Raw genomic sequence first — 13,375 nt, 5'->3', positions numbered from 1 at the left:
TAACGTTATCGAATCGTATGGAATATCATGGCTAAGTCATCAATCTTTTTGGATTTTAGTTTGCTCAGAAACAACTCACATTTTCGAGCTATCTTTATTGCCCGCATGTTATCTGTCTTTGCATTGGGAATGCTGACCGTTGGTGTCCCTGTCCAAATGCAATTTCTGACGGGTTCTACCTTACAGGTGGGAATTGTGGTTGCACTGGATGGTGTCGGTATGTTTATCGGGTTAATTCTGGGGGGGATACTGGCTGACCGCTATGATAGACGTAAACTCATTTTGTTTGCCCGTGGCACCTGCGGTATTGGTTTTGTGGCACTGAGCTTTAACGCATTTTTAGACTCGCCATCACTGTATATGCTCTATTTTCTTTCTATTTGGGATGGTTTTTTTGGTGCGTTGGGCATGACGGCGTTAATGGCGGCAATCCCAAACTTAGTCGGACGGGAAAACCTGGCTTCAGCAGGTGCCTTGAGCATGGTCACGGTTCGTATAGGAGCCATTATTTCCCCTGCATTGGCGGGTATTATTATTGTCGTTGGTGGGCCGGGATGGACTTTTGCCGTTGCGGCAATGGGGACATTAGCAACACTGCTACCCCTGATGAGACTCCCTGAAATGAAACCTCAGCCAAGCAAACAAGAGCATCCGATCAGTGCGCTGATAAGTGGTGTGAAATTTGTTTTGCAGCATAAAATTGTGGGCAGTGTCATCTTGGTGGGAATGATGATCAGTCTTGCAGGAGCAGTGCGTATTCTGTTTCCTGCGTTATCTCAGGAAGTTTACCATCAAGGGCCATCAGCGACTGGGCTGATGTATTCCGCAGTTCCGCTGGGGGCTATGCTCGGTGCTTTCACCAGTGGCTGGATAGGACGAAGTACCCGGCCAGGAATTTTTCTGGTGATATGCGCCCTGTGTTCCTTTATCACGTTATCCATGCTGGGAGTCGTCACAAATATCGTTCTGGCATTACTGGTGTTGGTTTGTTATGGCTATTTAAATGCGTTTGCTTCCTTGCTGCAATTTACCCTTATTCAGAGCCATACGCCGGATCATTTATTGGGACGCGTGAACAGTTTTGTTACTGCTCAGGATGTGACTGGCGACTCTTTGGGAGCATTGGGATTAGGTTTTATGGGGCGTTTATTGTCTCCGGTAATAACTGTCTTTTCGTTTGGAACTTTTGCCGCGCTTGCCTGCTTGTTGCTTGCGGCAGTAGTAAAACCCCTGCGTCATTCCACACTGAGTGGCAACGATCCAGTATCAGAAACAAACCCTTCAGAAGGGTGATAGTTGATGGCAGTGAGGCTGGCTCTCACTATTGGAAAAAGACTTATAATTTCAATGAACAACCCCGCTGCAAGCAGCGGGGTATCTCAAAACAGTGCCAGTTGATGATCTGAATGCAGTTTGTGATATTCCTTACCTTGATCTCGTCGGAAAGATTTTTACTCAACGTATCAAGCGGGAGAATTTGACACTGCGTAACCGAATTAAGCGACTCAATCGTAAGACATTGGGTTATTTTAAATTCCCCGAAATGCACGATAAAGTCATCGGTACTTTCATTGAACGTGAATACTATGTTTGATGGCAATCAACGGATTGAATACGCGACGCTGGATTAACGTAATAATGCATTCAATAATTTCTATCCCTTGAAATTATTCCACTGTTTTTAATAATTATTACATTATATTTATATATAAAATGTAATCGATATTAATTAAATTTAATTTCAATAATGTTAGATGATACTTATATTTATGCGATGTTAAATAATAAATATACCAATAAAGATCACATAAAATTTAAAATGAACTAGACAATAGTGTGTAAAATATTGGATAAGGAATAAATAAGAATAATAATTATTATAGTCTATGGAAAAATACGAGATAAGATAAAAAGATGAATAAAATTTCAAAAAAATTAACTATAAACTCCAATGAAAAGCCACCTCACGATTGCCATGTCAACTTTGTGACACAAAAACTTCATAGCGATTCAGCATACCAGAATATGGGCTGGTACAATATCTATCTCCCAAAACAACAGGGGCAAAGCAGCTTTCGTTGCTTTAATATTGGTAAAGAAGTCTACTTTACCAAAAGTGACTATTACGGAGAAAAACCCCTGTTCTCTAAAATCAATTATCCTTATGACACCACACTTATGGTTTTTGGCCTGAAGGGAAAAAGTCATCTAGGCTTTTCAGCAACACAATTAAATCACACGATCAGTGCAGGAGACATCTGGCTATTTAATCTTCATCATCATCATTCATTATATCGTTTTAGCGCACCCAATATCCGACATGAAATGGCTGTTCTCAAATTCTCCACAGAACGTTTAAAACGCGCTTTCTCAATCCATGATGAGCAACTTATGTCGATCTTTGATCTAGATGTGTCCCATGTGGCAATACAACAAGATAATGATGAGTGGATTGCTCCTCTGGTCGAGAATCCACTAAGAAACCCTTTTGATCGGATTAAAGCAGAAGGTAAGGCATTAGAACTTATCGCACACTGGTTACTTCCACTCGGACAATCTGTCTCCATTACCTCAGACAATCATTCAAACCAATATTGCTGTCAAAATAATGCAGTAGAAAAAGTCAGAGAGATTCTGATGACTCAATTAACTAACCCTCCAACTCTGTACGAATTGGCAAAACAAGTAGGAATGAGTCATACCCGCCTAAATAAGAATTTCAAAAAACATTACGGAAAAACGGTTTTTGACTGGCTAAGAGGATATCGGTTACAGCTTGCAAAAGTTTATCTGCAAGATAAAGCACACAGTATCACTTTTATCGCTTATTTATGTGGATTCAGCAGTACAAGCCACTTTATACAAACATTCCGTCAATATGAAGGCTGTACCCCCGTCACCTACCGAACCCATTATTTCAGTCAGAAAATATGTAATGAATGCATCCCAACCACTTAGCCCCCGGCATTGTGCTGGAATTGAGAGATGAAGTGTGGCTCCTCTCAGATTTCCGGCCTTATAGTGCCTAAAAACGGGAGACTGTTGCTCCCTGATGACGGGAGGATCCACTCATGAAAAATACTCCTTTTGTCGTCGATATTGCAAAACATCTTATGCAGATTCATTTTGTTGATGAATATACCGATGAAATCATTGATAAATAGTTACGGAGGCGTGACTTTTTAACCTTTTTTATCTGAGAACTTTATTTAGCCATGGACAAGAGCGGGCACTTTATTCACGAAAACCCCATCGCCATGAGTGACCGAACTAAAAAACGACGTCCGGTCTGTGTCGCGATAGTGGGGACGGCCAATAAACTGGCCCGCACGGTTTGGGCGCTGGTTGCTCACCAGCGGGAATACCAAAAAGATTACGTCAGTGTCAGGCCTTATTGAGGCGTTTCACTGGTCAACCTTAACGTTTAACCATAAGGATGAATGCAGAAAGATTGCTGAGGCAAGGGTAACGATGACAAAGACAGCAACTGTCTTGAGCGTAAAGCTCGTTGGGAGAATGAGGAGCACGCCAGCGGATTACATCAAGGCCCGCAGTCAGTCCTCCGGCTGCAATAAGGCCAGATATAGAGCTATAACCTACCGTCAATGTCAACGTGGCTTTTGTCTTGCAAACGGGATACGTTCATATAAATACATCATGTCGATTAAATTACCTGGCCATGCTTTCTCGTTATTTCCTCTGATGGTAATGCTTCTTGGAAACGCTATCGCACACAGCTTATTTATGATTGGTTTTCCAATTATAGGACGCACTATGGGAATTAGTGAATTGTTGACGGGAACACTCCTTTCTGTTTCCGCCTTCGGTATGATGATTTTCGCTCCCTTCTGGGGCCGCTACACAGATAAACATGGTCAAAAAGCTCCCATAGTCATCGGGATTATGAGTACAGCGTTATTTCTGATACTCACTGCCGGATTAATCGAATTCCAAACTTCCCTTGAACTCACTATCCCAACACTTTTTGCCCTGTTCTTTCTGTTAAGACTGACTCAATCTGTCGGTGTTGCAGGCCTTATGCCCAGTGCTCAGGCGTATGTTGCAGATCGGACTTCACACCGTCAACGTCTTTCGGGAATGGGGTTCATTGGGGCAACATTTGGCTTTGGAAGTATCATAGGTGGCTATTTCGCCATGAGCTTCGGCGTAAAACACTTCCCGTCAGTTCTGTTTATTTTGGGGATTATTATGCTTATCATCGGCTTCGGATACCGTTTTCTGAAAACGAATCCACCATCCCATGAGTCACAGAATACAGAGCTCCCTTTTTCTTCATTTCCTCAACCTCTTACCCCGATTTTGCCCTTTGCTTTGATCACATTCTGTGTCTTATTGGTTTATGGCATTCTCCAGCAAACTACCGGACTCAGATTACAAGATCAACTCGGGTTTTCTCCCCAGGAGGCTCTAAAAGGAAGTGGAGGACTGTTGACTTCATCCATGATCAGTATGGCTACAGGACAAGTCATACTAACTTATTTCACCACTGAACACTCAAACCGACTGATGGTGATTGGATTTTTTGTCGGTCTATTGAGTCTGGCATACCTTGCGATAAGCAATACCTATGTTGATATGCTTATTGCAATGATTTGTTTGGGAGGTGCTATGAGTTTAATTATCCCTGCCAACCTTGCACTGCTAAGTCAGACAGCAGGTAAAAAACACCAAGCTTATGCCGCCTCGATTAATTTACTTGGTAAGGGGCTTGGATGGACTGCCGGACCTGTGATGGGCTCACTCTTGTATCAATTTACACCAACCTCTCCCGTCTGGTCCTCAATAGGTCTCTTCCTTGTCGCACTGGGAATTACGATTTATCAGCGGAAAAAGACTGGTTTCAAAAAAACATAACTAACCAGTCTCATCATAAGATGTTCTGAAGAATATGATAGCCCTCAGGAAAGGGCTATATATCAACAACAGCAGGAGTTCCCTGTTTAATTAAGGAGTTAGCGATAATATTACGATGAACTTCAGATGTTCCATCGATAATTCTGAATAAACGTGCGTCACGATAAAAACTTTCTATAAGGTGTCCGTCATGACAACCTGAAGCGCCAAAAATCTGTACGGCATGATCGGCTACCCGCCCCACCAGCTCGCTAACAAACACTTTCAGCATCGAAATTTCCTCACGACATGACTCTCCACTGTCCATCCGTTTGGCTGTTTCCCACAGCAATGCTCGCGCCGCTCGAATCTCAATAGCACAATCTGCAAGGATGTATTGGATATTCCCGGTTTCAACAATAGGTTTGCCAAACTGATGACGTTGTTTGGCATGTTCCATCATTAAATCGAGTAAACGGACACATTTACCCAGACCACGTGCTGAAACTTTCGCAAGACGTGCCTTTCCCAGAGTCTGGTGTAACATTTGAAATCCTTGATTCACCTCACCTAACAATGCATCTTCGTCCAGGTGAATCTGATCCAATATCAGTTCATTATGGCTAGTGCCAACAAAACCCATCATGTTAAAACGCTGTCCGAGAGAAAAGCCAGGCACATTCTTGTCCACTAGAAACAGAGAAATTCCTTTAGCTCCCAATTCTGGGGCTGTTTTCGCTGCCACAATAAAATAGTCTGAATACTCCGCATCACTGATATACATTTTTCGACCATTAAGCACCCATCCCCGGTCGTTCTTCGTTGCACAAGTCTTAATTGAAGCTGCATCAGATCCGGCTTCAGGCTCTGAAACAGCCAGAGAACACCAACGTTCTCCCTTCAGTGCCGGAAATAAGTATCGTTCCTGCTGAATCGCTGTACCCAACGTCAGACATTCATAGATATTTCCCGTTGCCCGTCTTATCAGAACATCTTTTGTAGCTCCTAGTTGTTCCTGAACCAATACATTTTCAAATGTACTCAGTCCGACACCACCATACTTAGAATCAATATTGGTCGCAAACAACCTTGATTCCTGCCCCAGTCTCATCAGCGTTCTGGCCTGCTCCGGCTCAATCCCTTCCTGTTGGGTAAGAGTCTGTTCCAATGGCACAAGATGTTCCCAAGTAAAACGACGTGCTTTTTCAACCAATGCATACTGATCTAGTGTTAACTGACTCATCAAATCATTCCTTCTAGCATCCGGCTTAATAAGTTCATTTAATGATGAAATGTCGACATATCTTCACAAACTTGGCGAAATGCCTCTGCAAAGTATTTAGCATCGTCATAAGTCAAGGTCAGTGGTGGCTGAATCCTCATCACGCGGTTACTGTTCGCAGTCATGAATGTCAGAATTTGATGCTCTTGAGCCAATTTAGTGACAATGCGTAAAACAAACATGTCTTCCATGCTTTGCTCAATTTCATGAATAGCTTCATCAATATGAAATTTGGCTTTGTCTGATAACAGATGATAAGTACCTGGAGCATCCCAATTAAAACGGTGCGCCAACTCATCCACTGTAGCGGCAACACTTCCTGCAAAAGGCTGCTCGAACTCAATTGCCAGCATGAGGCCTTTTCCCCGAACCGATATTACAAACGGATAAACATCTGCAACCTCTTGTAACAATTTTTTCAAATAGGTGCCTACATCTATAGCGTTTTCAGCCAGTTGCTCTTCTTCAATCAACTTAAGTGCACTCAAAGCAACAGCTGCGGCCAAATTCCCTCCGCCAAATGTTGATGTGTGTAATATAAATCTATCTATACTGCCATAAGCAGCATCCCACACCTCAGGAGTCGAAATTGTTGCACCAATAGGAACGACACCACCAGACAGCGATTTCGAGAGTGTTAGAATATCAGGACACACTTGCTCCCACTCACAACAGAACATTTTTCCAGTACGCCCCAGTCCCGTCTGGATTTCATCCAAAATGAGCAAACAATCATACCGATCACACAACTGACGCACAGCTTGCAGGTAGCCCTGAGGAGGAAGAATAACGCCACCTTCACCTTGAATGGGTTCTAGAATAAACGCAGCGATATTGCCTGATTTCAATTGCTGTTCCAATGCGGCTACATCCCCAAATGGAATTGCATGACATTGACTCAACAAAGGTTCAAAATGCTTACGGTGTTTCTCCTTCCCTGTCACAGAAAGGGCTCCCATCGTTTTTCCGTGATATCCATTTTCACAGTACAATAATGTACTTTTATCTGAAGCAGCGAGTGCCAGCTTTATTGCAGCTTCAATAGCTTCTGTCCCGGAATTACTGAGAAATACCCGTGATAAATCCCCCGGCGCTATATTGGCCAGTTTTTCTGCCAGTAATGATGCCTGATATGGAACCGATACATATTGAACAAAAGTAGGTTGTTGATGTGATAAATAATTTGTCACCGCCGCTACAATGGCCGGATGGTTATGACCAATATTCACGCACCCATAGCCAGAGACAAAATCGTAGTATTCGATCCCCTGCGTATCAGTCAGTTTGAGTCCTTCTCCTTTGGCGAACACTCTTTCCAAATGATTATGCTCATAGAAATTGATCATTTCAGGATTAATGTATTGACGGAAACGCTCTATCGTCTCTCTGAAATTCGAGACACCAGGATAGGAAATCGGATCTGCGGGAGATTGCGAATGATGATAACGCCGGATCGCCACCCAATCCTGCTCTTTTACGTGCCGACCCAAACTGGCAAGCGGGGCTGGGCTAAAACCATGCTTCAGTGCAATTTCCCCGATATCGAGCACCTTATTACAATCTAATTCTCTGCCGATAGAATAGAGCTCAGCACGTTTCTCAAGAGCAAGAATTAAAGTTTCAGCCAGACATCCATTCATAAACATTTTTGGCTCAAACTCGGGCTGAGGTCCACCAAAAGAAACTTGCTCATTGGCAGAAATCAATCCTCCATCAATTAGAAGAATATCTCGCCTAGGTTCATCCTGAGGTAAGACATCTCGGGGAAGTGCCACATCAATCACTACCGAACCAGATTTTAATCTGGCAGGATTAATGACCCCACCCGTTGAAGTTGCGGCTACATAAAACGAAATTGTTGGATAGCATGTCCCAATATCATTGGTCAGCTTAACCTGAGCATGATAATTCTCGGGCAGATAAGACAACAACTGTTCGGGTACGACTTCACGGTGACGGTGCACCAGCTGCAAGCGAACCCCTAAAGGTAACAATAAGCGGGCAAGCACGAGAGCAATCGAACCCGGATAGCCGACAATCGCTATTTCTGCCTCATCATTATCAATATTTAAAGTTGCCAATGTATCTAGCACATTCCGGTAGGCTACATAGGCAGTCAGAGAATTCCCTGTCGTCACCGGGAGTACAGCCTGTTTAGCTGTTTGTAGCCCACGTTGGCCTACAATACCGGTGAATCCACCTAATCCCACTAACTCGGCCCCTTCTTCCCAAAGCTGACTGACTCCTGCAATCACACGCTCAGTAATCACTTTGGGCTGTGTCAGCATTTCTTCGGCAGTTAAAGGCATGTAATGGATAATCCCACTACAGGTAGCTCCCGTTGCACTGACAACTTTTTCAAATCTTGTAAAAGGAACCAGGTTTTCACGCTGCCAAGTGTTCGATTGAAACCCTTGAGCCTGATCACGACAAGTTCGGGTAAACATATCCATCAGCTTCGCATGTCGCTTAAGTGGTATTGATGTAGGGTGTGCAATAAAACCAAATTTCACGTTACAATCCTTATGCTATATTGACGCGGTGCCATGCAGCTTCAGAGAGCTGGCTCAGCCCATCCCCATCGGAGTTATGTGAGAGCATGACATCGATAAAATAAATGGTTTGAGGGGTTGTTAACACAGTTTCGCAATAGGTTGCATCAAATGTCGTCCAGCGCTCACGAATCACCTGTGTTGCTACATGTGCGTCAGGAACAAATTGAGTATCAGAAGTAGTAACCAGAGATAAATCAAACGGCGACGCAACAAGAGAAGTCTGTCTTATGTTATTGGTTGCACTTCTCAGATCAAGATATGATCTAATCATCGACAACATACCATTACACAGATAAAACACTGAAATATTGATCTTTTGTCGATGCGGATTTTGCATCAACGCTCGCTCAATATGATGTTCGATATTTGGGATTAAATCTCTGGCACCATCGCCGATAAATGCCAGAATATTCTGGGACGATGTACGGGCCAGATAAGGTAATGACATTAATGCATCACCCATCAATGCACGGCCATACCAACCAGAAAACCCTTTCCCTGTTTTCGGTAAATTCCGAATCGCACTAACACCACATCTCCCCACATCATAAACGCCAGTATAGACGAATCCCTTTTCAATAATTAAATGATGCAACAGTTGCCCTAAATAGACATAAAAGTAATTAGGTGACATTGGTATCTGTGGCAGCCAGTCAATCGGTGTAGTGTTAGGAAGTTTCTGAACTTTCGCCAATTCGCAACGGCGATAAGCCAGTACTTCATCATCCACATTGAGTCGGGATATGACTGCTTTCAAGAACGAGAGTAAACGACTATGCACAGGCAGATCAGTGTAAGGAGACATGTGTTCCAAACGGCAATTCACCTGAACAATATGACATTTATTTTTCAATGTATTGGCAGAGAATGGAGAGGATGCTTGATCAACTTTACTTTTAAGAAAAAAGATACTTAGATTTTCGGGTTCAACAAGCTGCTGACCCTCATGTAGATAATGAAATACTTTTCGACTAAAACCGTAAATCGACAGGGTACCAATATAGCTACTAACAGGCTTTTGTTGGTAGAAATCGCTGACTTCTCCCGGCGCTACTATCGTATCTGTCAACGCTATCCCGGCTTGTTCAGCAATCTGATAAATCAGTTCACGTTCCTGCCCCGTCAAATGACCACATTGCCACAGTATTCGACGTTTGTCATGGTTGAGCAGATGTATTACAGCATCCATAACAGATGATTCATCACCCCCAATCGGTGGTGCCCAACGGCTATATTGACTCGGACAGGGTAGCAGTTCAGGTTTAAGAGTACATCCCAAAGCCGATTGTGTCGCAAAAACAAACACTGGCCCCGACTGAGACTGTAATAGATTTGCTACCTTATTCAACCCCTCAGGCAAGGTTGATTTATCATCAATATAGACGTATGGAATTCCTTTGGCTTCAATTGTCTTCCTGCCATCATAATCACTGTGCATAGTACCCTGAAACGGGAACCAACTATTTTCAGGACTATCTACACAAATAATGATACCTGGCGCATAAGCTCGTTTCAGGTTGTATAATGTGCCACGAAACTCATCAATCATACCTGATGTCACTGCAATCACGTAACCACGCTGATAAAATTGCCAGCCACAAAGTGCAGAAACGGCTAAACTGTGTTCATTTGCTCCACTTTCACACAAGATAGATGTGCCATCACACAAGCGGAAGATAGAATCTATAAACCCAGAGATCATTGACCCAGTATAGTAGTGAAAATCCCAACACTCATGAAAATGGTACTCCATGTAGTCATAAATAAACTGTGCAGCCGATGATATTCTCGGTTTTGATGTCGTTGCTCTGACTAGCAATGGATTAATATAAACATTATCCAAATGATCCATCAGGTTTTTTAACACCTGTATTTCCCACACAAGCTTATTAGACTGCCGAACATTAAGTGTCACGGAATCCATTACTTGAACTTTCATACCTCCGGGAGTCATATCTGACAAAGAAAGTAAGAAAGAATAGGGAGATAATCTCCCAGGATTCGACTCAAAAATTCGGAAAAATTGATGACTGACCTGTTCGTCATTTCCATGTTGTAAAAACAGATCATCGGCAATCACCAGATCGAGTGTTCTGTCCGGATGCGAAGAAATATCGGCTAAAGCTTCATCCAACGTTTTATAGATCATGACATGAAAAGAAAATTGATGCTTTTTCTGATAAGAAAATAAATACTTTCTGGCTTGTTGAAGCAAATGCGCCATAATGAGGTCAACCGAAATTACCGAATCAGTTTTCCAAACCCCACAATGATCAGATTCGGCAGTGATTGACAATTCCAACTTGTCAATCGCTTCTATCACACCCTGACTTACTATCTGAGACTGCGCGACCACACAAATTCCGATGTCATGATGCATCAAGACTCTCCATAATTAATCCATCAGAATACTCTGGCTTTGATCGTGCCTGAAGCCACAAGTAAAGCCTGATATAGGAAAAAGTAACCATAAGGCATTTCTGTAAGTTGATGTTTTTCTAAAGAAGTGGTGTAGCGACATCCAACAAACCGGATGATTTCGTCTTCTTCAATAAAGCTGGGATGAGTAAGTACCTGATGCAGTAAAACTGTGCCTCTTTCCTGCCAGACAGAATCTCCTCCACAGGCTTCATTCAGCTTAAAAAAAGCCACAGCACTGATCAGGATTGCAGAAGGATCAGCAACGGAGCGCACGCACGGCTCCGGTTTTAGAACATCCGAAGAATGATTGGCATAACATTGCCACCATACACCGCAAGACAGTTCTGCTACATGGAGAAATGTCTCTGGGTTGTACAAAGCAGCACAGGCCATTCCTAACATCCCCCAGCTCTGCCCACGTGGCCAGCTACCAGCCTCACCCACCGACTGCCATTTTTCTGAGCCCTCTGACGGATAAGGATAAAAATCACTGTAGGTATAAACTCTTCCGGTAGGGTGAATTAATTGGCAGGCAGTTAATCGGGCATGTGCCTGCGACATCTCCTGCCAATTATGATGTACACCTAATTCAATCAATGCAGCACAGGGGTCTATTGACAGACGGTTGTTCCCATGTTTTCCTCCCCCCATTTCAGTTCCAACAGGGAAGCCCTGCCAAGGAGCAAAAGTCAGACTCAACTTTTCTTGAAACTGGAATATGAGTTCTCCAGCTTGAGTGTCATTTACTAAACGCAGAGCTGGACCAAATCCGTACCAAGCATTCATAGCCCTAAATACAGATTGAACATGCTTTTCTGCCTGTATTTGAGTCCAACGGGATTTGGCACTGGATATCAAGGTAGGATGATTTGAGAAATAACCCGCTAACCAACAATTCCCCGCCCAAAATCCGGCAACCCATGAACCACGAGATGACGTCACCCATGACGGGCTATCAATAAGGCGGTATAAAGGAAAACGAGGAGCAATCTGTCTTTCAATCTTAGCCACAGACTTCGCCAGTTTGTGCATCAATCTCTGGTAATCGAAGCGCATAATGAGTGTCCTCTGCTTACACCATCTGTGATAAAGACCAGCGCAAACGGAGCACCGAAATGAAGCTGAAGCTCAACAGAATTAACATAAACACCATCCCCGCCCATATCGAACCGAAATAAGTTACCACCCAATGGAAAAGTAATGATCCCAATGCCAGCCCGCCAAAAAATGCAAAGGAGACTTGTCCGGATGCTGTGGGTATTTCCCCAAAACAATCATGCTGTAGAATCATAGCCATCGCCAGAGCATTGGTCGCAACAAGGGTACAACCAATCCCTATCACCCCGACATAAACCAACCAAAGGTTTTGTGCGGTAGCATTAAATGTTGCAAGTAATGCGAGGAATGCGAATACAAACAATAGTGCCAGTAAGTCGGATTCCTGTTTAAATCGACTTGCCAGAGGTGTCAGCACTAAACGAGAGAGCCAGCCCATCAGTCCGAATACTGTGACAAGAAATGCAGCCTGGCCAGCAGGCATTCCCAATTGAGAAGCAAACATCGGTACCTGAGTAATAAAGGCTGCTAATACAACCCCAACACAGCCTTGCATCAACATCAGCATACTTATTGTGCCCGATTGCCTCGCCTTGCGGGATTTCACTTGTGAAGCAGCCACTGTTGGCTGCCAGTTACGGGCAGCAGCTAAAATCGCCATGAGCAGGCACAATGGAATAATGGCGCCTAATGCTGCCCGCCATCCCCATTGTGTCGCAATCCATGGCAGAATCGACCCCGCCACCAATGCGGAGAGTTGAACCCCAGATTGCTTCAATCCCACCATGAACGATTTACGTGCAGGAACTACTTGCGTCGCAATGGCCTGATTAGTCATTGGATTTGCCAAAGCCTGCGCAATGCCACAAACGGCTATTGACAGTATCATTAGCCAAGGATTATTTGCCAGAATCAATGCAGCAAATGCCCCTCCGGTGAACAGAAACAACATGATACTTACCCAACGGATACCCAGCTTTTTCACCCATTTCCCAGCAGATAAAGATAAAATGGCTGCCACACTAAATGCTGCTAACGTAAATCCCCCTAAGAGTTCACGATCAATCGTACCTTCCTGTAGAATAAAGGGAGCCAAAGCTCCACAAGCATAAAGAATCAGCATAGGCAGAGCCATTGCCAGTACTAAAATAAATCCCAGCGATAATTCGGTCTTTTTACGATGTGTTTCAGTTTGTATCTCCATATC

At 43.5% G+C, this 13,375-nt stretch carries 8 protein-coding genes and 2 pseudogenes; 5 read left to right on the top strand and 5 right to left on the bottom strand.

Going from position 1 to position 13,375, the window contains the following annotated elements:
• Positions 1-27 precede the first annotated feature (27 nt).
• The 5 genes and pseudogenes from entS to FE394_RS03320 all read left to right on the top strand — a co-directional run bounded on the left by entS (position 28) and on the right by FE394_RS03320 (position 4,875).
• A complete protein-coding gene (entS, locus tag FE394_RS03340) occupies positions 28-1,293 on the top strand; it encodes an enterobactin transporter EntS (protein WP_319924985.1) in 1,266 nt (421 codons plus the stop codon).
• Between the two features lie 142 nt (positions 1,294-1,435).
• A pseudogene (locus FE394_RS03335) lies at positions 1,436-1,594 on the top strand (IS1 family transposase); the annotation flags it as partial.
• Positions 1,595-1,914: 320 nt separating this feature from the next.
• Complete coding sequence (locus FE394_RS03330; protein WP_319924984.1) at positions 1,915-2,958, top strand: helix-turn-helix domain-containing protein; 1,044 nt, start codon at positions 1,915-1,917, stop codon at positions 2,956-2,958.
• Positions 2,959-3,193: 235 nt separating this feature from the next.
• Positions 3,194-3,398: pseudogene (locus tag FE394_RS19860) on the top strand (IS110 family transposase); the annotation flags it as partial.
• Positions 3,399-3,471: 73 nt separating this feature from the next.
• Entirely contained in the window at positions 3,472-4,875 is a 1,404-nt protein-coding gene (locus FE394_RS03320; protein ID WP_319924983.1) for an MFS transporter, read from the top strand.
• Between the two features lie 55 nt (positions 4,876-4,930).
• Here the strand turns inward: FE394_RS03320 and FE394_RS03315 are convergent, their stop codons facing one another.
• From FE394_RS03315 to FE394_RS03295, 5 genes are read right to left on the bottom strand one after another with little or no spacing between them, the layout of a single operon-like run.
• Positions 4,931-6,097, bottom strand: coding sequence for an acyl-CoA dehydrogenase family protein (locus tag FE394_RS03315; protein WP_319924982.1), 1,167 nt, complete (start codon positions 6,095-6,097; stop codon positions 4,931-4,933).
• Between the two features lie 38 nt (positions 6,098-6,135).
• Entirely contained in the window at positions 6,136-8,649 is a 2,514-nt protein-coding gene (pigE, locus tag FE394_RS03310) for a prodigiosin MAP biosynthesis aminotransferase PigE (RefSeq protein WP_319924981.1), read from the bottom strand.
• Positions 8,650-8,659: 10 nt separating this feature from the next.
• Positions 8,660-11,071 carry a hypothetical protein gene (locus tag FE394_RS03305; RefSeq protein ID WP_319924980.1) on the bottom strand — a complete coding sequence of 804 codons (2,412 nt, stop codon included), beginning with the start codon at positions 11,069-11,071 and terminating at the stop codon, positions 8,660-8,662.
• A gap of 23 nt (positions 11,072-11,094) precedes the next feature.
• Entirely contained in the window at positions 11,095-12,168 is a 1,074-nt protein-coding gene (locus FE394_RS03300) for a hypothetical protein (protein ID WP_319924979.1), read from the bottom strand.
• 16 nt (positions 12,169-12,184) lie between these two features.
• Positions 12,185-13,372 (bottom strand): MFS transporter, encoded by a 1,188-nt coding sequence (locus FE394_RS03295; RefSeq protein ID WP_319924978.1) that lies wholly within the window; start codon positions 13,370-13,372, stop codon positions 12,185-12,187.
• Positions 13,373-13,375: the final 3 nt, after the last annotated feature.

The organism is Xenorhabdus littoralis (assembly GCF_033949345.1).
Classification (GTDB): domain Bacteria; phylum Pseudomonadota; class Gammaproteobacteria; order Enterobacterales; family Enterobacteriaceae; genus Xenorhabdus; species Xenorhabdus littoralis.
This window is presented reverse-complemented; position numbering and strand designations above follow the sequence as displayed.

Excerpts from the sequence above, each read along its gene's own strand:
- FE394_RS03295 (WP_319924978.1), bottom strand. The coding sequence starts at position 13,372 with ATGGAGATACAAACTGAAACACATCGTAAAAAGACCGAATTATCGCTG.
- FE394_RS03315 (WP_319924982.1), bottom strand. The coding sequence starts at position 6,097 with ATGAGTCAGTTAACACTAGATCAGTATGCATTGGTTGAAAAAGCACGT.
- FE394_RS03305 (WP_319924980.1), bottom strand. The coding sequence starts at position 11,071 with ATGCATCATGACATCGGAATTTGTGTGGTCGCGCAGTCTCAGATAGTA.
- FE394_RS03330 (WP_319924984.1), top strand. The coding sequence starts at position 1,915 with ATGAATAAAATTTCAAAAAAATTAACTATAAACTCCAATGAAAAGCCA.
- FE394_RS03300 (WP_319924979.1), bottom strand. The coding sequence starts at position 12,168 with ATGCGCTTCGATTACCAGAGATTGATGCACAAACTGGCGAAGTCTGTG.
- FE394_RS03320 (WP_319924983.1), top strand. The coding sequence starts at position 3,472 with ATGACAAAGACAGCAACTGTCTTGAGCGTAAAGCTCGTTGGGAGAATG.
- entS (WP_319924985.1), top strand. The coding sequence starts at position 28 with ATGGCTAAGTCATCAATCTTTTTGGATTTTAGTTTGCTCAGAAACAAC.